General features: G+C 41.2%; 19 protein-coding genes, 2 tRNA genes and 1 pseudogene. 13 read left to right on the top strand and 9 right to left on the bottom strand.

Features of this window, described 5'->3' with window-relative positions; genetic code table 11:
• Positions 1–31 precede the first annotated feature (31 nt).
• Positions 32–1,576 (top strand): annotated as a pseudogene (locus AAC855_RS06695) ((2,3-dihydroxybenzoyl)adenylate synthase); the annotation flags it as partial.
• A complete protein-coding gene (locus tag AAC855_RS06690) occupies positions 1,571–2,980 on the top strand; it encodes a salicylate synthase (RefSeq protein WP_340608942.1) in 1,410 nt (469 codons plus the stop codon). The pseudogene AAC855_RS06695 and the gene AAC855_RS06690, both read left to right, overlap by 6 nt.
• A gap of 124 nt (positions 2,981–3,104) precedes the next feature.
• Here the strand turns inward: AAC855_RS06690 and pdxY are convergent, their stop codons facing one another.
• From pdxY to anmK, 4 genes are all read right to left on the bottom strand, one after another.
• On the bottom strand, positions 3,105–3,983 hold the full coding sequence (gene pdxY / locus AAC855_RS06685; RefSeq protein WP_340608832.1) for a pyridoxal kinase PdxY: 879 nt from the start codon (positions 3,981–3,983) through the stop codon (positions 3,105–3,107).
• Positions 3,984–4,084: 101 nt separating this feature from the next.
• Positions 4,085–5,356 (bottom strand): tyrosine--tRNA ligase, encoded by a 1,272-nt coding sequence (gene tyrS / locus AAC855_RS06680; protein ID WP_340608831.1) that lies wholly within the window; start codon positions 5,354–5,356, stop codon positions 4,085–4,087.
• Between the two features lie 218 nt (positions 5,357–5,574).
• Positions 5,575–6,228, bottom strand: a complete 654-nt coding sequence (gene pdxH, locus AAC855_RS06675) for a pyridoxamine 5'-phosphate oxidase (protein WP_340608830.1) — start codon at positions 6,226–6,228, stop codon at positions 5,575–5,577.
• 43 nt (positions 6,229–6,271) lie between these two features.
• The gene (anmK, locus tag AAC855_RS06670) at positions 6,272–7,381 is read right to left on the bottom strand and encodes an anhydro-N-acetylmuramic acid kinase (RefSeq protein WP_340608829.1); all 1,110 of its coding nucleotides are present in this window, start codon (positions 7,379–7,381) and stop codon (positions 6,272–6,274) included.
• 334 nt (positions 7,382–7,715) lie between these two features.
• On the opposite strand from anmK, the gene AAC855_RS06665 reads away from it, so the two are divergent.
• Positions 7,716–8,189 carry an outer membrane lipoprotein gene (locus AAC855_RS06665; protein ID WP_228858119.1) on the top strand — a complete coding sequence of 158 codons (474 nt, stop codon included), beginning with the start codon at positions 7,716–7,718 and terminating at the stop codon, positions 8,187–8,189.
• Between the two features lie 79 nt (positions 8,190–8,268).
• Here the strand turns inward: AAC855_RS06665 and slyA are convergent, their stop codons facing one another.
• Positions 8,269–8,706, bottom strand: a complete 438-nt coding sequence (gene slyA, locus AAC855_RS06660; RefSeq protein ID WP_099108148.1) for a transcriptional regulator SlyA — start codon at positions 8,704–8,706, stop codon at positions 8,269–8,271.
• Positions 8,707–9,385: 679 nt separating this feature from the next.
• Complete coding sequence (locus tag AAC855_RS06655) at positions 9,386–9,625, bottom strand: DUF1289 domain-containing protein (protein WP_340608828.1); 240 nt, start codon at positions 9,623–9,625, stop codon at positions 9,386–9,388.
• Positions 9,626–9,878: 253 nt separating this feature from the next.
• On the opposite strand from AAC855_RS06655, the gene gloA reads away from it, so the two are divergent.
• The gene (gloA, locus tag AAC855_RS06650; protein ID WP_340608827.1) at positions 9,879–10,286 is read left to right on the top strand and encodes a lactoylglutathione lyase; all 408 of its coding nucleotides are present in this window, start codon (positions 9,879–9,881) and stop codon (positions 10,284–10,286) included.
• A 138-nt stretch (positions 10,287–10,424) separates the two neighbouring features.
• Entirely contained in the window at positions 10,425–11,075 is a 651-nt protein-coding gene (gene rnt / locus AAC855_RS06645; protein ID WP_340608826.1) for a ribonuclease T, read from the top strand.
• Positions 11,076–11,129: 54 nt separating this feature from the next.
• On the opposite strand, the gene AAC855_RS06640 is transcribed toward rnt, so the two are convergent.
• Entirely contained in the window at positions 11,130–11,471 is a 342-nt protein-coding gene (locus tag AAC855_RS06640) for a Grx4 family monothiol glutaredoxin (protein WP_099108152.1), read from the bottom strand.
• 359 nt (positions 11,472–11,830) lie between these two features.
• Here AAC855_RS06640 and sodB point away from each other — a divergent pair, with 359 nt between their 5' ends.
• Both sodB and purR read left to right on the top strand, forming a co-directional pair.
• Entirely contained in the window at positions 11,831–12,409 is a 579-nt protein-coding gene (sodB, locus tag AAC855_RS06635) for a superoxide dismutase [Fe] (protein WP_340608825.1), read from the top strand.
• 524 nt (positions 12,410–12,933) lie between these two features.
• On the top strand, positions 12,934–13,959 hold the full coding sequence (purR, locus tag AAC855_RS06630) for an HTH-type transcriptional repressor PurR (protein WP_340608824.1): 1,026 nt from the start codon (positions 12,934–12,936) through the stop codon (positions 13,957–13,959).
• A 3-nt stretch (positions 13,960–13,962) separates the two neighbouring features.
• On the opposite strand, the gene punR is transcribed toward purR, so the two are convergent.
• A complete protein-coding gene (gene punR / locus AAC855_RS06625; RefSeq protein ID WP_340608823.1) occupies positions 13,963–14,871 on the bottom strand; it encodes a DNA-binding transcriptional activator PunR in 909 nt (302 codons plus the stop codon).
• Between the two features lie 136 nt (positions 14,872–15,007).
• Between punR and punC the strand changes: the two genes are divergently transcribed.
• Entirely contained in the window at positions 15,008–16,186 is a 1,179-nt protein-coding gene (punC, locus tag AAC855_RS06620; RefSeq protein WP_340608822.1) for a purine nucleoside transporter PunC, read from the top strand.
• A gap of 354 nt (positions 16,187–16,540) precedes the next feature.
• Entirely contained in the window at positions 16,541–17,692 is a 1,152-nt protein-coding gene (gene cfa / locus AAC855_RS06615; protein ID WP_340608821.1) for a cyclopropane fatty acyl phospholipid synthase, read from the top strand.
• Positions 17,693–17,768: 76 nt separating this feature from the next.
• On the opposite strand, the gene AAC855_RS06610 is transcribed toward cfa, so the two are convergent.
• Complete coding sequence (locus AAC855_RS06610; protein WP_340608820.1) at positions 17,769–18,413, bottom strand: riboflavin synthase subunit alpha; 645 nt, start codon at positions 18,411–18,413, stop codon at positions 17,769–17,771.
• Between the two features lie 243 nt (positions 18,414–18,656).
• Between AAC855_RS06610 and AAC855_RS06605 the strand changes: the two genes are divergently transcribed.
• The 4 genes from AAC855_RS06605 (at position 18,657) to pykF (ending at position 22,304) form a co-directional block, all read left to right on the top strand.
• On the top strand, positions 18,657–20,030 hold the full coding sequence (locus tag AAC855_RS06605; protein ID WP_340608819.1) for an MATE family efflux transporter: 1,374 nt from the start codon (positions 18,657–18,659) through the stop codon (positions 20,028–20,030).
• A gap of 160 nt (positions 20,031–20,190) precedes the next feature.
• Positions 20,191–20,267: transfer RNA gene (locus AAC855_RS06600), tRNA-Val, on the top strand.
• A 34-nt stretch (positions 20,268–20,301) separates the two neighbouring features.
• Positions 20,302–20,378: transfer RNA gene (locus AAC855_RS06595), tRNA-Val, on the top strand.
• Positions 20,379–20,894: 516 nt separating this feature from the next.
• Positions 20,895–22,304, top strand: coding sequence for a pyruvate kinase PykF (gene pykF, locus AAC855_RS06590; RefSeq protein WP_340608818.1), 1,410 nt, complete (start codon positions 20,895–20,897; stop codon positions 22,302–22,304).
• Positions 22,305–22,498 lie beyond the last annotated feature (194 nt).

The following is a 22,498-nucleotide window of genomic DNA, read 5'->3' as shown; positions in this document are numbered from 1 at the left end:
ATCTTATTCAATCTCAGGAAGAAATTTTACAATGACGCCAGACTATCTTTGGAATGGTAAAACTATAGACCAACAACTTACCGGATGGTCGAAAACCTGGGGGAATAAAACAGCACTGATCTATCAAGAACAATATATTACTTATCAGGAACTCCATCAACTTTCGGAAAGAATGGCCAGTGGATTATTCCAACGTGGAATACGTCGTGGTGACAACATAATGGTACAATTACCTAATCGTATTTCCTTCGTTATCACTTGTTTTGCCCTGTTCAGATTAGGGGCTCATCCAGTATTATTAATGCCAACACAACGTGCACATGATGTTCATGCACTTTGCCAAATTGCCTGTCCCGTGGCTTATATTATTCCCGATTGTATCCATGGCTTTGATTACCGGAAAATGGCACGGGAAGTGGCGACATCTTGCCCTGAAATGAAATATATTATTGTCGATGGGGAAGCAGAAGAATTTATCCCTTTATCATCCATTGATGGTAAACCACTCGATATGTCTATTTCTGGCCCAGATTACGATGATATTGCCATCCTCCTACTTTCTGGAGGAACAACAGGTACACCAAAACTAATTCCACGTACTCACGATGCCTATACTTATGACTTTGTACTATCAGCTCGTTTGTGCTCGATCAATACCGAAAGCGTTTATTTAGCGGTACTACCTGTCGCACATAATTTCACCTTAGGCAGTCCTGGCATTTTAGGTACCCTTTCTCAAGGAGGGTGTGTCCTCTTAAGTGATACCGCCAGTTGTGATGAAGCCATGCCATTGATTGAAAAGCATAAGGTAACACATCTTGCATTAGTTCCAGCGCTGGCCCGTCTCTGGGAACAGGCTCGTGACTGGGAACAAAGCGATCTTTCCTCTCTACGTTGTTTACAAGTTGGTGGAGGCAGACTTACACCAGAACTAGCAAAACAGGTGATTACACGTCTTGGGCCTTTACAACAGGTCTTTGGCACCGCGGAAGGATTACTTTGCTATACCCGATTGGATGATCCTTATGAAGTCATTATTAATACCCAAGGTCGCCCATTATCAGAAGAAGATGAGATCAAAATTGTTGACACTAATCTGCAATCTGTCCCCTCTGGTGAAGTAGGCGAACTGATTACTCGAGGCCCTTACACTATTACTGGGTATTACCGAGCTAAGCAACATAATACCACAGCCTTCACCGCTGACGGATTCTATCGCACTGGCGATCTCGTTCGTATGAGGTCAGATGGCAATCTGATCGTTGAAGGGCGCATTAAAGAGCAAATCAATCGCAGTGGAGAGAAAATTTCAACGCAAGAAGTTGAAACATTATTACTACAACATCCAAATATTGATGACGCAGTTGTCATCGCTGTTCCTGATGATCTCTTAGGTGAACGAATTTGCGCATGCATACCAAAAAATATTAACCGGCCGGAACCTGCACAGATACAGGCATTTCTACATCAGAATGGCATTCAGCGCCATAAGATACCTGATCAGTGGTTGTTTATTGAATATTGGCCATTAACTACAGTAGGAAAAATAGACAAACTTCAGTTGGTACAAATGGCACAAACAGAACAACCGAAACAAGCAGAAGAAAATAAAAGTCCAATGCGGCAATATCATGAACACACTATATCTATTACTAGCGCTCCATTAGATCTGGTCACTCATTTAATTGCAGATCTTACAGATAATGATACACAACCTTATACACTCTATGAAATCAAAGGTGAATGGTCACTCGGAATTGGCTGTGCAGCCACTATAAGCGCAAATGCATCTGGGCAATTAATTGATTCAAAAGGTAATCGACATCCATACGATATCAATACATTAAGCCAACAACTTGAACAAGCTCTCAATGACCTAGCTATCAAAGATTGGCGCGGTTACGGTAGAACACTATTTGAATTTTCTCATATAACATATGGAATATCACTGGATCCATCATTAAAACAGCAAAATGAAGCATTAATAAAAATCACTGTTCCAGTACATGAATTACGCATAACTCAAGGGCAAGTTCTTATTCGAACACTTGAAGAAAACCAGCTCACTATATTGAGAGAGAAAATCAAACAACTTGACCAAATCAGTACACCACCTTTTCCACATACAAAAGAACTGGAAATTGTCAATACAATAGATTTGGCAAAAAATTATCAAAATAACGTAGCAAATGCGGTTAAAGATATTGCCATAGGCCGATATCAAAAAGTGATCCTTTCACGCAAAGTTCAGCTTGGTACAAATGTCGATATAACACACAGTTACTGGTTGGGTCGTCAAGCCAATACTCCTGCTCGCTCTTTCTTCTTACAGGATGAAGCATTTTCTGCTTACGGTTTCAGCCCAGAAACAGTAATTGAGGCAGATGGTACTGGTTGGGTCAATAGCCAACCATTGGCAGGCACAAGAGCATTAACACATGACAAAGTACAAGATCAAAAACTGCAAGCAGATTTGCTTTCTGATCCAAAAGAAATCGCTGAGCACGCGGTGTCAGCCAAACTTGCATTAGAAGAATTAGCACCAATTTGTCAGGCAGAAACATTGTGTATATCAGAGTTTATGGCAATTCGTAAACGTGGCTCAGTACAACATTTAGCATCACGTGTTAAAGGGCTACTACGAACAGATAAGAATCGTTGGGATGCCTTCGTTGCCTTATTCCCTGCAGTTACTGCTTCTGGTATACCAAAGAAACCTGCTTTGGAAGCTATTTCCCGTTACGAAAGTGAACCACGTCGGCTTTACAGTGGTTGTGTTATGCTGTTAGATAGCAAAGGTAAACTGGATGCCGCATTGGTATTACGTTCTTGCTATCAACATAAAGGGCAAAGTTGGCTTCAAGCTGGCGCAGGATTAGTCAGAGACTCAAAACCGGAACGAGAATGGCAGGAAACTAGTGAAAAACTTGAATGTATTATGAAATATGTTCGAACTCACTCCAGCATAAAAAACCAGTAATATCTTAAAATCAATTTCATTTGATTGGCTCAATACTAATTATTCGATGTGGAGTGATTAATTTAAAGCCACTGCTTCCGGTACAAATTTACCGGAAGCATAAAGATATTAACTTCTTTTATACTTAATCGATTTGCATGGCTTTGAATTTATGGGCTGGAGTCACCATCTTATCCTGGGCAGCAACAAGCTGTAATTCAAATTCTCCGCTTTTTTGCGTTTCCAGCATAACTTCGTAAACACCTGCTGTAGTGTGTTCCAATGCTGCCTGCAATACTGAATGTGTTATCGATGGGCTTTTCAACAAATTAGCAAGGAATAAGCCGCTGGTTAAATCACCAATCCCAACAGGCTGACGCTCACCGGTATCAATCAATGGACGGCTGATATGCCAGCTATTTTCTTTAGTCACCAGCAACATTTCGAAATTATCTTTCTGATAACCTGCTCTGCTGAGGTGTTTGACTAAAACAATTTTTGGGCCTTTTTGGCATAGCTGACGGGCTGCCGATACTGCCTGCTCTACATTTTTGATTTCTGTTGCTGTCAGTGTTTCAAGCTCCAACAAGTTAGGTGCAATGATGTCACTGATAGGCAATGCCTTTTCACAAAGGAATTCAGAAACGCCCGGAGCCACAATACATCCTTTCTCTGGGTGGCCCATAACAGGATCACAAAAATACCATGCTTCAGGGTTAGCCTGTTTAACCTGCTTTACAATATCAAGAATATAGTTTCCCTGCTCCGCTGAACCAATATACCCACTGAGAACAGCATCACAGGATGCTAATTTATCAATTTCACCAATTCCCTGCACAATTTCAGCCAGATGTTCTGGCGGCATCACACAGCCACGCCATTGTGGGTATTGCGTATGATTAGAAAACTGAACTGTATTTAATGGCCATACGTTCACTCCCATACGACACATCGGAAAAACAGATGCACTATTTCCTGCATGGCCAAAAACAACATGAGACTGAATTGAAAGTATGTTTTTCATGATTAGGCCTGATTATTATTTTAAGAACCGCAAATGAGTTATAAAACAGTCTGATACTTTAAGGGCAACAATTATGTTGCCCTTAGTAATGCTTTTATGAATTATTTCCAATCGATTAGGCAATAATGTTTTTTACCACGACGTAATAAAGTATAACGCCCGAACAGACGATCTTCGTCTGCAAATACATACATCGCTTCAGACTGTTTTTCACCATTGACAGAAACAGCATTAGAACTAATCATGGTACGCGCCTGCCCACGGGAAGGTACAAATTCAGCAGTGATCAGTGCCTGTTGCAAATCAGCACCATTCTCAAGTTCAATCGCTGGCATACCATCCTGTGCCAACTGCGCAAAGTCATCTTCGGTTAAATCAGCCACTGCTCCGGAGAACAGACTCGCAGTGATACGCTTAGCCGCCGTCAAACCAGCTTCTCCATGAACCAGTTTAGTAACTTCTTCTGCCAGAACATACTGTGCCCGCGGAGCTTTACCACTGTTTTTATCTTCGTCTTCCAACGCATTAATTTCTTCAATGTCCATGAAAGTGAAGAATTTCAGGAAACGGTACACATCTGCATCAGCTGTGTTAATCCAGAACTGATAAAATTTGTATGGACTGGTTTTCTTCGGATCCAGCCAGACTGCTCCACCTTCTGTTTTACCAAATTTAGTACCATCGGATTTAGTAATCAAAGGTACTGTCAGACCAAATACCTGTTTCTGATGTAAACGGCGAGTCAAATCGATACCTGATGTAATGTTGCCCCACTGATCGGAACCACCAATCTGCAATTCAACACCATATTTTCCATTCAGGTTAGCAAAGTCATAAGACTGCAACAGGTTATAAGAAAACTCAGTGTACGAAATCCCAACATCATCACGGTTCAGGCGCTGTTTAACCGCTTCTTTATTGATCATTTGGTTAACGGAAAAGTGCTTACCGATATCACGCAGGAAAGAAAGGACATCCATTTGACCGAACCAGTCATAGTTATTGGCTAATTCGGCACCATTTTCACCCTCAAAGCTCAGGAACGGAGAAACTTGGTTACGAATTTTCTCAACCCACTCTTTAACAGTGTCTTCTGTGTTTAATTTACGCTCCGTCGCTTTAAAACTAGGATCACCAATCAAACCTGTCGCTCCACCTACCAAAGCTACCGGTTTATGCCCATTCAGCTGGAATCTTTTTAAACACAGCAAGGGAACCAGATGGCCCAAATGCAAGCTGTCAGCGGTAGGATCGAAGCCGCAATAGAGAGAGACCGGACCTTGCGCCAGTCTTTCCGCTAACGCTTCTTCATCCGTTACCTGGGCAATAAGGCCCCGCTCTTGCAGTTGTTTAATCAGGTTATTGCTAGACATCAATGACTCCATTGGTTTGTGTTCTTTACTTATATCCTTCATCTTCCAAGTTGCAGCTTTATCGGGTATATCGTTTGTTCTGAGTACTACCGGGCTGCAACTTGCAATCTATCAGGCATATATCATTGTCTAATTGTCACGATTCGCTGTAAATCGCGTGCTATAGCATAAAACGCCAGTACTATAAGTGCCAGTATTAAAAACGGTAATTAATGCAGTTAAGGCGCCAGACGATCAATATGCCATTTATCTCCTTCACGCAGGTATAGAAAACGATCATGCAGACGGCTTGCTCCCCCCTGCCAGAACTCTACCGAATCAAACTCAACCCGGAATCCACCCCAAAAACTGGGTAACGGCACTTCGCCATTCTGGAATTTCTGCTTCAGTTCTAAAAACTTCCCTTCTAAAATACTTCGGGCAGAAATACGGGAAGATTGTTGTGAAGCCCAGGCTGCGATCTGACTGTCTCTCGGGCGACTATGGAAATATTTCACTACTTCGAGAGGCGATAAACGCTCGGCTTTACCCAGGAAGCTGACCTGACGCTCAAGCTGATACCACGGGAAATGGAGGCTGATACGGTTATTCTGAGCTAAGTGTTTCGCTTTGCGACTACCAAGATTGGTGTAAAAAACCAGACTGCGGTTATCAAAATGCTTCAATAGGACGATACGCTGATAAGGCTGCCCATGCTCATCGACTGTTGCTACGCACATCGCCGTTGGGTCGCTAAGCCCAGCATCACAGGCCTGTTTCAGCCAAAGCTCAAAAAGCGCCATCGGCTCTTCAGTAAGATCCTTTCGCCGTAACCCACCACGCATATATTCGCGGCGCAGCTCTGCTATATGAGTATCATTATGTTCTGACATGTCTAATTCTCTATTTCTAAGTGAATTTCAGCATAACATGTTATCAGCCAGCGACAGGATAAATTGCGCCTAAAATGGTTTCCCTATCAGCACCCGTCACCGATGGCAAGTTACCCGACAACCCAGACATTGTACGGAATGCCAGCCAAGCGAAAGCCAACGCTTCCATATCATCACCGCTCAACCCATATTTATCCGTTGTTGCAACTTCAGTATCAGGTAACAAAGCAGATAACCGACGCATTATAAGTGGGTTTCTGGCACCACCACCACAAACCAGTAAGCGCTCACAGCCATTATTGAGTAATACTTGTTCAGCGATGCTAACAGCTGTCAGTTCCGCAAGAGTGGCCTGTACATCGACCGGACTGACATCAGGGAAATCAGCTAACTGTGTTTCCAGCCATGCCATATTAAAATATTCCCGCCCGGTGCTTTTGGGCGCAGTACGTGCAAAATAGGGATCTGAAAGCATCTTCTGAAGCAGAGCGTTGTTTACACTACCCTCTCCAGCCCATTGTGCATCTTTATCGTAAGGCTGCTGTTTATGACGCCATGTCCAGGCATCCATCAGCATATTCCCCGGCCCGGTATCATATCCCTTAACCGCAGAATTTGGCAGAAGAGCAGAAATGTTTGCTATTCCGCCAATATTCAGGATCACACGCCTTTCGGTTGGATTACCCAATACCGCCATATGGAAAGCAGGAACTAAAGGTGCGCCTTGGCCGCCATAAGCCATATCACGGCGGCGAAAATCACCTACTGTTGTAATATTGGTTAATGCCGTTACACGGTTATTATCACCAATTTGCATCGTAAATGGCTTTTCACCATCAGGTTCATGCCAGACAGTCTGACCATGACACCCAATTGCAGTGATATCACTCGCAGTTAATCCGGTTTTCTTTAATAATCCTTTGACTGATTCGGCAAAAAGCGTTCCCAACTCATAATCGAGCTGCCCAACTGTTGATAATGTGGTTTGCTGGCCCTGACAAATAGCCAGTAATTTTTGCTTAAGTTCCTGAGGAAACGGATGACTGTAATTTTCCTTCTGTATAACAGCCTTATCACTGATCTCTGCTAAAACGACATCGACTCCATCCATACTGGTGCCTGACATCACACCAATATAACGTCCTGACTTCATAAATATTCCCCTATTTAAAGAATGGATTACATCTGTAAATACACCGGTGTAACTATAAAACACATTGATTTGGACTATATATGTTTCACTCGGAATATAAGAGATAAAATCTGAGTTTTGGAGAGCTCTTCACAAAACATGCTAAACTTTTTGTCAGGAATTATTCTTATTGGAGTTCAATGTAGAAATTTATTATATATTTATAGAGAGGCTATTAATGTATAGAATAAGTAACATGTAAAATTATTATACTTGTTACTGACCATTGTAGCCGAATGCTTGATTGTAGGGTTATTACCAGATTTCTCTCGAGGCATTAAAATTAGGAGTAACTATGTTCAAACGTTTCCTGGTTGGTGCAGTTGTAGTAACAACATTATCCGGATGTGCTGACATGGGAGCACTTTCTAGCGATACTTACTCGATTGATCAGGCCAAACAAATTCAAAACGTAACCTACGGGACTATTTTGTCTGTCCGGCCAGTCACGATAAAAGGTTCTCAGGCTGGTAACCAAAACATGCTAGGAGCGATTGGCGGTGCAGTATTAGGGGGGTTGTTAGGTGATTCGGTTGGCGGCGGTAGAGGCCAGAGGCTTGCAACAGCCGCTGGTGCTATTGTCGGTGGAATGGCAGGTCAAGGAATTGAAGGTGCTATCGATCAAACAAAAGGTGTCGAATTGGAAATCCGTACTGACAGTGGAAGAAACATTGTTGTGGTGCAAAAACAGGATCAGGTTTTATTCAGTAAAGGGCAACGTATCAAAATTGCCGATAGTGGTGATTCGACAACAGTCTCTCCTATCTAATAGGGTTAAAGTATATTTAAACAAAAAAATCGCGGATCACCAAAATATGGCCCGCGATTTTCTTTTTATCGATTAATTTTTATATTACCTGTTTATGTAATTGGCTAATATTTTTTTCGATTTTTTTTATTACAGAAGCAAGTAGAATTAACTCATCATGAGTAATTCCCTCCAAAATATCTTTCCTCGTCGAACCAATAACACTATCCACTTCTCTGATAAAATTTTCTGATTCTTCTGTTAATTTGATTCTTTTAGCACGCCTGTCATTAGCACATGTGTGCCTTGTAATGAGTTTCTTTTCTTCTAATTGATCTAACGTTCTTACCAGGGATGGTTGTTCAATACCAATTGCTTTTGCAAGTTGTATCTGTGACTGCTCCGGTGGTAACAAACTAATATTGTAAAGAGTAACCCAATGTGTCTGAGTTAATTTCAACGGCTTCAAGCGATGATCAATTAAAGCGCGCCAAACACGAACTAAACGTGCCAGGTCTGATCCCAATGTCAATTCCAATTACCCCTCCTTATAATTAGAGACTCATATAACATCAATGAATTATCCAATCAGTTTATTCATATGAATAATGGATACGCATCCTATATCTTGCTCACATTAGCAGAGTCAGATATTTCGCTAATTACTTAATTAGTATCGCGTTGGCTTGTTACTTAAAGTTGACATCTTCGTCGCCCTAAAGAGCGAAGTTTTACGGCGCACCGAATAAAATCGCGCATTAATCCACCAACGATATAAACTGTATAAAATAATCCTCCAACTTAACTATTAAGATTTTAAATATCAACGAAACAGATACAAACTCCAAAAAATAGACACAGTACCACTCGGTTAAAGTTCTATAAGAATAACCGCCATCCAAATACTAATCTATATATTTTTACATTAATATCATTTTTATCTTACAGTTAGCGTTAAGTAGATTATAAAACCTATTAAAAACAAACAGATAAAAAATTAGCATGATTATTGTTCGATAATTAATTATTTGATAAGAAACCTTTACCTAAAGGGTTTAATTAGTCAATCTCTGCAATATTTTTAAACGACCTATATCAAATAAAAAATAGGTAATATGAATAAAATATCACTTTATCATGGCAAAAGTTCTTAACCATAATGAAAATATGAAATATTATTCATATAAGAAAATTTCATTAACAGTTGAAAATGTGAATTAAAATAAACCAAGCTGTTTTGATGGAACAACTTCGTCATGTCCGTTATTTTTCAGTGTCCGCAGATATCTATCATGGCATAACCGCAATATTTCTCTTTTTTGCCCATCAGATAATTTCATCCACATAAAGCGTTCTTCCCTATTACGATAGCAACCTCGGCAGAAACCACTGGGACCTGATTCACAAATCCCTTTGCAAGGATTCGGAATAACAAAAAACTCTAGTTGCTCAGCCATGTCATCCTCCTGTATACAAAATTACCTAAACGATTATCTCTGAGAGAACTACAACATTATCTAGATCCAGCTCACATCAAATAAGTGATTACAAAGTAGTCTCGAGTAAAACAAAGGTGAAAGGACGCATTGAATTACCGTGTGTTTACCCTATATAGTTAAAAAACAATGGGGTCAGAGCACGAAATTCCGCCATTTTGCACTTTCGTGAAATTACTATTTTGATATAAAACCATAAACATAAGAGGTAATCATGCGTCTACTTCATACAATGATCCGTGTTGGCAACATGCAACGGTCGATTGATTTTTATACTAAAGTAATGGGCATGCGTCTACTTCGTACGAGTGAGAATCCAGAGTATAAATATTCCCTCGCCTTTGTAGGTTACTCTGATGAAAGCCAAGGTGCGGTCATCGAATTAACGTATAACTGGGATGTTGAGAGCTACGAAATGGGTACAGCATTCGGTCATATTGCTTTAGGTGTTGATGATGTTGCGGCAACGTGTGAACGTATTAAACTTGCTGGAGGCAATGTAATTCGTGAAGCTGGGCCAGTGAAAGGCGGAACAACTGTTATCGCTTTTGTTGAAGATCCAGATGGTTATAAAATCGAACTCATTGAAAATGAAAGCGCCAGTAACGCATTAGGTCATTAATTATTTTCCATATGCAAGTCTCCATATACAAGGGCATCTTTAACATGCCCTTCGTTTCCACTAGGTCGATATTACTTCTGCAATGCACAATAAATTTTGTCATAATATCCGCTATCCTGAAGTTAAGAATAAAATCAGATGTCTAATATAAAAGATCAAAACATGCTCAGTGGACGCTTTCGTGGTTATTACCCCGTTGTTATTGATGTAGAAACCGCTGGGTTTAATGCGCGGACAGATGCTTTACTTGAGATAGCTGCAACGACTTTAAAAATGGATGCCGAAGGTTGGCTGGCTCCGGCTGATACGCTGCATTTCCATATTGAACCCTTTGAAGGAGCTAATCTTGATCCGGCTGCGCTGGCATTTACAGGTATTGACCCGACTAATCCATTACGGGGAGCTGTCAGCGAATATACTGCGCTGCATGCCATTTTTAAGATGATCCGCAAAGGTATGAAAGAGAATAATTGCAACCGTGCCATTATAGTTGCTCATAATGCCAGTTTTGATCACAATTTTGTTATGGCGGCAGCTGAACGCGCTCGTTTAAAGCGTAATCCATTCCATCCTTTTGCTACGTTTGATACGGCTGCGCTGAGCGGTTTGGTGCTCGGTCAGACTATTCTGGCAAAAGCCTGCATTACAGCAGAAATCCCCTTTGACAGTAATCAGGCACACAGTGCTCTCTATGATACAGATAGAACGAGCCTACTTTTCTGCGAACTAGTTAATCGTTGGAAGCGATTAGGTGGTTGGCCGCTGGCCACTCCGGACGACGAAGTCTGATAAACTAAGAGCCTATTTGATTAGGCTCTTAGTACCAATAATGATTATCAAATCTTACTGGCTGTCTTCTTGTTCACGGTATTTATCCGCGGTTTCTTTAATCAATGTTTGCAGTTCACCGCGTTGATACATTTCCATCAGGATGTCACATCCCCCGACTAACTCACCATCAACCCAAAGTTGAGGGAATGTCGGCCAGTTAGCATACTTAGGTAATTCAGCACGGATATCTGGGTTTTGCAAGATATCCACGTAAGCAAAACGTTCACCACATGCAGATAAAGCCTGAACAGCCTGAGCAGAGAAACCACAGCTTGGCAGCTTTGGTGAGCCTTTCATGTACAGCAAAATCGGGTTTTCATTAATTTGGCGTTCGATTTTCTCAATTGTCGTCATTTTTACTTCCTTAAACCGCAGGTGCTGTTTATCAGCATCAGAAAAGATTGATTCAGAATACCACTTTCTGGTGCTGGTTTTCTACAGCGAACGTGCTGCTGCAAATTTTTATTCTGAACAACAAATTGTAATCACTGATATTTTCATACCCTATAAATATTTAATCCATTAAAACTGAACAGTTCTACATCAGCTCATTATTAAATCGCATCTTTTTCCCTGTTATTTAGCAGAAAAGTTGTTAAGATAATCACTAAAATAGCAACATGATAATAAGCTTAAATTTGCTCTATCCATGATTAATACTTTACGAATCATGGTTTATAAAGCCAAAAACCCGATATTAAAAGGAGTATGCAATGTCTTTTGAATTACCAGCATTACCTTATGCTAAAGATGCCTTAGAACCTCATATCTCAGCAGAAACTCTGGAATATCATTACGGCAAACATCACAATGCTTATGTTGTGAATCTGAATAACCTGATTAAAGGTACAGAGTTTGCTGGGAAAACACTGGAAGAAATCATCGAGACTTCTGATGGCGGTATCTTCAATAATGCTGCGCAAGTATGGAACCACACTTTCTACTGGCACAGCCTGTCACCAAACGGTGGTGGTGAACCTACCGGCAAAGTTGCAGAAGCCATCAACAAAGCTTTCGGCTCTTTTGCTGAATTCAAACAGCAATTTACTGATTCAGCCCTGAAAAACTTCGGCTCCGGCTGGACATGGCTGGTCAAGAAAACTGATGGTAGCCTGGCTATCGTTAATACTTCCAATGCAGCAACTCCACTGACTGGTGAAGATAAACCTGTTCTGACCGTTGATGTATGGGAACATGCTTATTACATCGATTACCGCAATGCCCGTCCTCAATATCTGGAGCATTTCTGGGCTCTGGTTAACTGGCAGTTTGTGGAAGAAAATCTGGCTTAATTAGCCTATCAGTACAATACAAGGGCAAGTTTTTCCGGTTCTGCGCACTGTTATGCTGTCTGAAGCTGAAGCGTGAAAAACTTCCCCTTGAAAAATAGATGGCGTTTCACCACTATGTTATTTCTGGGCTTAAGGTTATTTCCGTACTCAGGCGATCAAACAGAGACTCGCCAGAAAAACAATCATGACTAACGCACTACAAGCAGTCAATAATCCCAATTTCAGATCTGTATCCATAAACCATCCTCATCGTGAAAATTAAGACTCAGCAACACCATAAATTTTAAGTGGTTATTTATCTCAAAGATTAAAAATCGCACTGTGATATTTAATACATATACTTTATAGCATCGATTACTGCTTTCACTTTTGAGCTAGATCAGACAAAATTCACGGTTTATCACTAAATTATTGCCAGTTATCTTCCTATATACAAATATAATACTGGCAAATGATTAACAAAGATCTATATCCAGATAAAGGGTATACAAATTTAGACCAAAAGGTCAGGAGTCCTTTTTATCATGGCAACGATTAAAGATGTGGCTAAACGCGCTGGTGTTTCAACCACAACCGTATCCCATGTTATTAATAAAACCCGTTTCGTCGCCGAAGATACGAAAGCCGCAGTATGGGCTGCCATTAAGGAACTGAATTATTCTCCCAGTGCCGTTGCCCGAAGCTTAAAAGTCAACCACACAAAATCTATCGGGTTATTGGCAACTTCAAGTGAAGCACCTTATTTTGCTGAAATCATCGAGTCTGTCGAAAATAGTTGTTATAGCAAAGGCTATACATTGATTTTATGTAATTCCCATAACAACCTCGACAAACAAAAAGCTTATCTCGCAATGCTGGCACAAAAACGTGTAGATGGCTTGTTAATTATGTGTTCAGAATATCCTCAACAGTTGCTGGGGATGCTGGAGGATTATCGCAATATTCCTATGGTTGTCATGGATTGGGGGGAATCCAGAGGGGATTTTACGGATGCCATTATTGATAATGCCTTCCACGGCGGTTATTTAGCAGGCCGATATTTGATTGAACGTGGGCATCGTGATATTGCCTCCATTCCCGGCCCATTAGCCAGAAATACAGGCGGCGGGCGTCATCAGGGTTTTATCAAGGCACTGAAAGAAGCCAATATTACTATTCGGGATGAGTGGATTGTTCAGGGAGATTTTGAGCCTGAATCAGGTTATCAGGCCATGTGTAAGATCTTAAACCAGAAGCATCGCCCTACTGCGGTGTTCTGTGGTGGGGATGTGATGGCAATGGGCGCTATTTGTGCTGCCGATGAGATGGGTTTACGCGTCCCTCAGGATATTTCTATCATTGGTTATGACAATATCCGTAATGCCCGCTATTTCACACCCGCACTGACAACGATTCACCAACCTAAAGAACGGCTGGGACAAATGGCTTTCTCCACGCTACTTGATAGGATTATCAATAAACGTGAAGATGCTCAAACCATCGAAGTCCACCCGCGTCTTGTAGAGCGTCGTTCTGTTGCTGATGGTCCTTTTATTGATTATCGCCGCTAACAGTTAGTCTTCTTGCAGCCATTCAGCATTAAGCGTTGTGTTATCACCAAGATATCCAAGCAACCAGCTTAATGCAGGTGAATGGCTTTTCTGTGACCATGTCAGGCAGCACGGGCTATCAGGTAACGGCTGCTCAAGTTCAAGTACACACAATTTTCTCTGACGAATAAGCGGCAAGGCCCGGTGTTTAGGCACCATTCCCACACATAACCCCTCCATTAAACATGACAATCCCGCCTCCCAATCAGGAACCACCAACCGTCGCTGATTATCTAAAGCCCATGTATCACGCTTAGGCAGATTACGTGATGTATCCTCAAGACATAAACTGGCATAAGGCCGCAATTGGTCATCATTTAGTTTTTCCGTTATGAGTGCCAGCTCATGCGCAGGGCTGGCAACACACAGCCACGGCATAAAACCCATATCCCTGAAACTGTATCGCTCACCCACAGGAGAAGCACGGGTTGCACCAATAGCAACATCAACTCGCCCATCCACCAGCGCATCCCAGACGCCATTAAAAACTTCGGGATAGATAAATAACTCAATATCCGGAAAATGACGATAGAAATCCAGAATAAGCTGGCGTGTCCGTTCTGGTTTAACAACCTGATCAACAGCAATACTGAGTTGACCGCGCCACCCGTTTGCCACTTGCTGACATTGGTGCCGGGTATGATTCATTTTTTTGATAACAGAACGGGCTTCTTTGACAAAAATGGCTCCCGCTTCAGTTAACTCTACGTCACGGTGACGGCGTTCAAACAGAGAAACTGCCAGCCATTCTTCAAGTTGCTTTATCGTATAACTGACGGCAGAAGGCACACGGTGAAGCTCTGATGCAGCCGCACTGAAACTTCCTGTTCTTGCCACCGCATCAACAACTTCCAGAGAATATTCAGACCACATGTTTCTTCCTTTTAATTTTTTTCATAGCATGGTACAAATAATACCGTTTCACAATCAAAAATCACGCCATATAAAATAAGCTCCATATTTCTTTATCAATTACCACACCGATTGACTAACGCGATTTATTAACACAATGACAACAAATAAAAACTCTCTTCCATTTATGTTCTATCTTGCCGGCCTGAGTATGCTCGGTTACTTAGCCATTGATATGTATCTGCCTGCCTTTGATGCCATGAGCAAAGATTTAAACACATCAAAAGGTGCTATCAGTGCAAGTCTCAGCATTTTTCTCGGCGGTTTTGCCGTTGCTCAACTCTTATGGGGATTACTTTCTGATCGTCTGGGAAGAAAGCCTGTTCTGATTATCGGCTTATCCCTGTTCTGCCTCAGCTGTTTGGGTATACTTTGGATAACAAATGCAACTCAATTACTTGTCCTGAGATTTATTCAGGCTGTTGGCGTTTGCTCTGCTGCCGTTTCCTGGCAGGCTCTGGTTGTCGACAGATATGATGCTGAGCGCACAAAACGTGTTTTCGCTATGATTATGCCATTAGTTGCGCTTTCCCCTGCCCTTGCACCATTATTAGGCGCATGGTTACTGTCACACACCAGCTGGAGAATGATATTTCTTGTCTTGATGGCGGTAACGCTGTTACTACTGATACCTACACTTTTTCTGACGAACAAACGTGTTCCCATTGATACCAGCGCAGATAATAATAGTGCTTCTTTCTTCACTTTATTGAAGTCATCAGCTTTTAGCGGCAATGTTTTGATTTATGCTTCCTGTAGCGCAGGCTTTTTTGCCTGGTTAACGGGTTCACCAACTATTTTAAATAGCATGGGCTATGACGCAACAGATATCGGTTTAAGTTATATTCCACAAACTTTGGCATTTATGGTCGGTGGGTATGGTTGCCGTATTTTGTTGGAAAAAGTTAAAAGTGAAACTATATTTCCTATCTTATTGGCAGGTTATGCCATCAGCATGGTACTTATCTATTTAGCTGCTTGGTTCTATCCTTCTTTCATCGTTATTCTTATTCCTTTTTGTGTTATGGCAGCAATGAATGGGGCTTCTTATCCTATCGCTGTAGCAAATGCTCTTTCTGTTTATCCGAAAGACAGCGGTAAAGCGGCTGCATTGCAAAATGCTTTACAATTAGGCCTTTGCTTTATGGCCAGCATGCTTGTTGCCATGTTTATGAAAAGCCCTCTCTTGTCAACGACAACAGTGATGGTAGCAACCATTATCCCAATGGTAATAGGTTATTATTTACAAAAGAGAAAGTGTGATATTGGCAACTAATTATAAATTGATTAGTTACTCCACAATATAATACCTAAGAATACTCTAAACTAAAGGTCATATGATGATATGACCTTCCTCCAGCATATTGTTTAAATATTATTTCACCCATATACTCATATAGATTCATTATTCTAAAAAGCTCGGAATTTGAGGTTTAGAAGAGCAATGAAGCTCTCTTTTATATCACGGACGAATGGCATAACTGCCTTTAAGTCATTTTCTGATTAGTTTCAATATTCCCTACGGATTTCAAAATTCAGTTCAGCGGTAAGAAAACGAATCCAGGGAAGTATAAATAACCAGTAACAAAGAGGTACCTCAAAATTCCACCACATAAATGTTGGAGAGTATATGAGTTCATCTTTCGTTGAAGGAAATAAGAAAATCACTGACCAGTGGCACAGGATTGCTAATGACCTGCTTCAGGAAGCCGGTATTCAAATTAATGGAGAACGCCCTTTTGACATACAAGTCAAAAACCCTGATTTTTATAAAAGAGTATTGAAACAGGGATCTTTAGGATTAGGCGAAAGCTATATGGATGGCTGGTGGGATTGTGAGCGTTTAGATGTTTTCTTTTATAAGATATTACGGGCGGGTCTGGAACACAAAATTCCAAAAAATTTTAAGGACATTTTGATGATCATGACTTCCCGTTTGTTTAATTTACAGTCCCCCAAACGGGCATGGATTGTAGGGGAAGAACATTACGATTTGGGTAATGACCTATTTACACTCATGCTTGATCCCAATATGCAATATTCATGCGGTTACTGGAAAGATACGAATTCACTGGAAGAAGCTCAGTCTAATAAACTTCGGCTGATTTGCGAAAAACTACAGTTATCGCCGGGCATGACTTTGCTGGATATCGGTTGCGGTTGGGGAGGATTAGCCGCTTATGCAGCTAAACATTATTCTGTTTCCGTCACTGGGGTGACTATTTCAGTGGAGCAACAAAAGTATGCTCAGGAGCGCTGTAAAGATCTGGATGTGAAAATTATCCTTGAAGATTATCGGGATCTGAACCTCCAATTTGACAGAATCGTTTCTGTCGGCATGTTTGAACATGTAGGCTCCAAAAATTATGCTAATTACTTCGACGTAGTACGTAGGAATCTGAAGCCTGATGGCCTTTTCTTACTTCACACCATTGGTTCCAATCGGAATAAAGTGAATGTCGATGCGTGGATCGGTAAATATATTTTCCCTAATGGTCATTTGCCATCAATTTCAATGATTGCTAAAGCAAGCACCGGGAAATTTGTGATGGAAGACTGGCATAACTTCGGAGCTGACTATGATCGTACTCTAATGGCATGGTATGAACGTTTTATTACAAACTGGGATAAAATAGCTGATAACTACAGCCCCCGCTTCAAACGAATGTTCAGTTATTATCTGAATGCCTGTGCCGGGGCGTTTCGTGCCAGAGATATCCAGTTATGGCAGGTTATGTTCAGCCCACGTGGAATTGAAAATGGATTAAGAGTTCCGCGTTAATATTTTGCTTATAATGGATTTGCAATACCATTAAAAAGCTACAGAAATGAAAACTGTAGCTTTTTTCTGTCATATTTTAATTATCTTCCAATTGTGATAATACTTTTTCTTGCTCTTTCTGAGCCATGAAACGCTCAACAGTATCTACAATAGCCTGAGTCTGCGGATCAATTTCAATATTCACTTTATGACCGATACGCTTTTTACCCAATGTCGTACGCTCTAACGTTTCCGGTATCAAATGAACACAAAAACGATTATTGACGACATCTCCAATGGTCAGACTAATTCCATCAATGCCAACAAATCCTTTATGCAGGATATATTTCATTAATTGTTTGTCATAAATACGGAACCATATTTCATGGTTATTTTCTGAAGTGAAAATTTTCGCAATTTCAGCTGTTGTAATCACATGGCCGGACATTAAATGCCCACCAATTTCATCACCAAATTTTGCTGCTCTTTCCAAGTTGACTAAATCACCAATCTTAAGCTCACCAAGATTAGTCAGACGCAGCGTCTCTTTCATCAAATCAAAGCTAATCAGATCACCGTCAATTTTTGTGACAGTCAGACAACAGCCATTATGAGAAACGGAAGCTCCCGTTTCAATATCAGGTAATAATTCAGCCGGAAATTTGACTATATGAGTCCGAAAATGTGTTTTTTCTTCAATAGCAACTATAGGCGCCTTTCCCTGAACAATGCCTGTAAACATGGGGAACCTCTTTCATCGTTTTACATAATAAGTTAGTGTAACCCACTAATCTCTTTTAAACACTATTTCACGTGTAATGTGATTACTCATTTAGACTAAATATCAAACAATGATTGGATTAGTAAAATGAGTCCTATACAATACCTACGTTAACAACAGTTTGCTTTTCAAACAGTTCTGTTTGCTCGCAGAAATTTTCCTTATTTTTTCTATCGTCAATTTTTCAATTAAAAGGTGTAGTACGTGCAGAAATATTTCAATGAAGCGCGTAGTTTGCTCGCTCTGGGGATCCCCGTCATTATCGCTCAGTCTTCACAAACTGCGATGGGTGTCGTCGATACAGTCATGGCCGGTAAGGCAGGTGCAATTGAGATGTCCTCTGTTGCTATAGGGACGTCAATCTGGCTGCCGGCGATTTTGCTTGCTCAAGGGCTGTTGATGGCTTTAACACCAATCGTTGCTCATATGAATGGCTCAGGCCAGAGAAAAAATGTTGCAGGCCAGATCCAGCAAGGCTTTTGGCTGGCGACATTTCTTTCTATCTTTGTAATGACGATTTTATATAACTGCCGATTTATTATAGAAGCGCAGCATAATGTCGATCCCGTTCTGGCACAAAAGTCCATCGATTTTATCCATGCAATTATGTGGGGGGCACCCGGTTGCCTGTTCTATCAGGTTTTACGCTGCCAGTGTGAAGGGCTGTCAAAAACCAAACCCGCAATGGTTATTGGCGTTATCGGGCTATTAGTGAATATTCCTGTTAACTATATTTTCATTTACGGTAAGTTTGGTGCACCAGAACTTGGTGGTGTAGGTTGTGGGGTTGCAACCGCTAGCGTTTATTGGGTTATGTGTCTGTTACTACTTACCTATGTTAAACATGCACCATCTCAGAAAGATATTCACACATTTGAAACTTTTTCTCGCCCTCACTGGCATACACAAAAACGCATTTCTCTGCTTGGGTTGCCGATTGGGCTGGCTATGTTCTTTGAGGTGACATTGTTTGCTGTTGTCTCCTTGCTGCTCTCCCCTCTTGGAGTCGTGGATGTTGCAGGGCATCAAATCGCACTCAATTTCAGTTCACTGATGTTTATGTTCCCGTTGTCATTTGGTATCGCTGCAACCATCCGGGTGGGTTATAACCTCGGGCAGAAATCAACTGAAGGAGCCAAAGTATCAGCTTATACCAGCCTCGTGCTCGGGTTAATCATTGCTGGTATCACCGCGGCATTTACAACCATATTCCGTGTACCGATTGCTATGATGTACAACGATAATCCTGAAGTGGTCATATTAGCCTCTAATCTGATGTTATTTGCTGCTATTTACCAGCTTTCCGATTCTGTTCAGGTCATTGGCTCAGGTGTATTACGTGGCTATAAAGATACGCGTTCTATTTTCGTTATCACTTTCATCGCCTATTGGATTTTCGGATTACCAAGTGGTTATATTCTGGCATTGACCAATCTTGTTACTGAACCTATGGGCCCACAAGGGTTCTGGATTGGGTTTATTATCGGATTGACCGTTGCTGCAATTATGATTGGCTACCGGATTTGGTGGTTACAAAAGCAGCCTGATCATGCTGTCCTCGCCCGCTCTACCCGTTAATTTAGTACATTAAATTAATATCTCAAGGGGAAAAAGCTGCAAATTCACACTAAAAGATGTAAATGCGAGCAATCAAACACGAATTTGCATTTTTTCCCTTGCCAGATAGCTCAGCGATCGTTAATATTCGTCCCCGTTGTCACCCATAGAAATTTAGATTGCGTCCGTAGCTCAGTTGGTTAGAGCACCACCTTGACATGGTGGGGGTCGGTGGTTCGAGTCCACTCGGACGCACCAAATATCTGGTTGGCATAGCAATTCAAATTGATGTGCGTCCGTAGCTCAGTTGGTTAGAGCACCACCTTGACATGGTGGGGGTCGGTGGTTCGAGTCCACTCGGACGCACCATACACTTGATATCCTCCTTTTTATTTATCTGTAGTATCACCGTTACTTTTCTGATAGCCACTCGTATTCGTTATAAAAACGCTTTTCTCATCCACAATATTCAAGCTGCTAAAAATTATTTTTTTACTGTTGCGCAACAACTCTCTGATTTTTCTGATATGAATATGCTTATTTGTTATTCTTTCAAGATAAATTTTTTCCAGAATCACTTTTTGATTCATTTCACAGAAATTAGCCTCTATAATACGCCACTGTCATTAGTTGAATGGTTTCAGCCAATTAATTTACCGAATCCAGAAAAAATTGCAGATGATTAATCGCTCTAAATCCACATGGTTAATACATGCCTGGCTTGATGAAAAACAACCAATTGACACTTTTCTGCCATCCGTTTTCCATGTATGTTGCGCAACTTAAAATGCCAGACTAACAGAGCCAAGTGACACTGGCATATAATGTCAATGGTTGGTGATACACTCTTTTTAATCCATTAAAACCAGTAATAGATAGATTGTCATGAAAAAAACCAAAATTGTTTGTACTATCGGGCCAAAAACTGAATCCGAAGAAAAACTGACCGAACTGCTTAACTCAGGCATGAACGTTATGCGCCTGAATTTTTCTCACGGTGACTACGAAGAACATGGTCAGCGTATTCAAAATATCCGCGCAGTCACTGCAAAAACCGGTAAAAAAGCAGCTATCTTACTGGATACTAAAGGCCCTGAAATCCGTACCATGAAGCTGGAAGATGGCAACGATGTTTCCCTGACAGCAGGCCAGACTTTCACCTTTACAACTGATCAAACCACTATCGGCAATCAGGAGCGCGTTGCCGTTACTTATTCAGGCTTACCCGCCGATTTATCTGTAGGTAATACAGTTTTGGTCGATGATGGCCTGATTGCCATGACAGTAAAAGAAATCGCCGGAACTGAAGTTATCTGTGAAGTTCTGAACAATGGTGACTTAGGCGAAAACAAAGGCGTTAACCTGCCGAATGTTTCTATCAACCTGCCTGCGCTGGCAGAAAAAGATAAACAGGATCTCATCTTTGGCTGTGAGCAGGGTGTTGATTTTATCGCCGCTTCTTTCATCCGTAAACGTTCTGATGTTCTGGAAATTCGTGAACACCTGAAAGCTCATGGCGGTGAACATATTCAGATTATTTCCAAAATTGAAAATCAGGAAGGTCTGAACAATTTTGATGAGATCCTGGAAGCTTCAGACGGTATCATGGTTGCCCGTGGTGATCTGGGCGTTGAAATCCCGGTAGAAGAAGTTATTTTCGCGCAGAAAATGATGATAGAGAAATGTAACTCTGCACGTAAAGTTGTCATCACTGCGACTCAGATGCTGGATTCCATGATCAAAAATCCACGCCCTACCCGTGCCGAAGCAGGTGATGTTGCCAACGCAATTTTGGACGGAACTGACGCAGTAATGCTTTCTGGCGAAAGTGCGAAAGGAAAATATCCAGTTGAAGCAGTTTCCATCATGGCAACTATCTGTGAACGTACAGACCGTGTTATGGGTAGCCGGATTGAAAATACCAAAACACAGAAATTGCGTGTGACTGAAGCCGTCTGCCGTGGCGCAGTAGAAATTGCGGAAAAACTGGAAGCCCCTCTGATCGTTGTTGCAACTTATGGCGGTAAATCTGCAAGATCTGTCCGTAAATACTTCCCTAACGCTCGGATCCTTGCATTAACTACCAATGAAATCACTGCCCGTCAGTTATTGCTGGTTAAAGGCGTTTCTACACAGGTTGTCAAAGAAATTGCCTCTACCGATGATTTTTACCGTATCGGTAAAGAAGCTGCATTAGCCAGCGGTATGGCAAGTAAAGGAGATATCGTTGTGATGGTATCCGGTGCATTAGTACCAAGCGGCACAACAAATACATCTTCTGTTCATGTATTGTAATTATTTTTGATTACAAAGCAGATCGCTCAGTAATTGAGCGATCTGCACTTATAAATAATCCCTCTCTATTTTTTATCCCTCTCTCGCTAATAAAAAAATGTGCTCCTGTAATAAGCGCAAAAAACAGCAATAAAAGATGCATAATAAATACACTAATTATTTTAAAATTATTGACGTTAATACGCATCATTAAA

The sequence above is a fragment of the Xenorhabdus bharatensis genome (genome assembly GCF_037996705.1).
GTDB classification, from domain to species: domain Bacteria; phylum Pseudomonadota; class Gammaproteobacteria; order Enterobacterales; family Enterobacteriaceae; genus Xenorhabdus; species Xenorhabdus bharatensis.
Note: the sequence above shows the minus strand (reverse complement) of the source record. Positions and strands in the feature narration are given on the sequence as shown.

Coding starts and splice junctions, on each gene's coding strand:
- gloA (WP_340608827.1), top strand. CDS start 9,879: ATGCGTCTACTTCATACAATGATCCGTGTTGGCAACATGCAACGGTCG.
- pdxY (WP_340608832.1), bottom strand. CDS start 3,983: ATGAAAAACATACTTTCAATTCAGTCTCATGTTGTTTTTGGCCATGCA.
- punC (WP_340608822.1), top strand. CDS start 15,008: ATGACAACAAATAAAAACTCTCTTCCATTTATGTTCTATCTTGCCGGC.
- AAC855_RS06655 (WP_340608828.1), bottom strand. CDS start 9,625: ATGGCTGAGCAACTAGAGTTTTTTGTTATTCCGAATCCTTGCAAAGGG.
- sodB (WP_340608825.1), top strand. CDS start 11,831: ATGTCTTTTGAATTACCAGCATTACCTTATGCTAAAGATGCCTTAGAA.
- cfa (WP_340608821.1), top strand. CDS start 16,541: ATGAGTTCATCTTTCGTTGAAGGAAATAAGAAAATCACTGACCAGTGG.
- pykF (WP_340608818.1), top strand. CDS start 20,895: ATGAAAAAAACCAAAATTGTTTGTACTATCGGGCCAAAAACTGAATCC.
- rnt (WP_340608826.1), top strand. CDS start 10,425: ATGTCTAATATAAAAGATCAAAACATGCTCAGTGGACGCTTTCGTGGT.
- AAC855_RS06640 (WP_099108152.1), bottom strand. CDS start 11,471: ATGACGACAATTGAGAAAATCGAACGCCAAATTAATGAAAACCCGATT.
- punR (WP_340608823.1), bottom strand. CDS start 14,871: ATGTGGTCTGAATATTCTCTGGAAGTTGTTGATGCGGTGGCAAGAACA.
- AAC855_RS06610 (WP_340608820.1), bottom strand. CDS start 18,413: ATGTTTACAGGCATTGTTCAGGGAAAGGCGCCTATAGTTGCTATTGAA.
- AAC855_RS06665 (WP_228858119.1), top strand. CDS start 7,716: ATGTTCAAACGTTTCCTGGTTGGTGCAGTTGTAGTAACAACATTATCC.
- AAC855_RS06690 (WP_340608942.1), top strand. CDS start 1,571: ATGGCACAAACAGAACAACCGAAACAAGCAGAAGAAAATAAAAGTCCA.
- pdxH (WP_340608830.1), bottom strand. CDS start 6,228: ATGTCAGAACATAATGATACTCATATAGCAGAGCTGCGCCGCGAATAT.
- anmK (WP_340608829.1), bottom strand. CDS start 7,381: ATGAAGTCAGGACGTTATATTGGTGTGATGTCAGGCACCAGTATGGAT.
- purR (WP_340608824.1), top strand. CDS start 12,934: ATGGCAACGATTAAAGATGTGGCTAAACGCGCTGGTGTTTCAACCACA.
- tyrS (WP_340608831.1), bottom strand. CDS start 5,356: ATGTCTAGCAATAACCTGATTAAACAACTGCAAGAGCGGGGCCTTATT.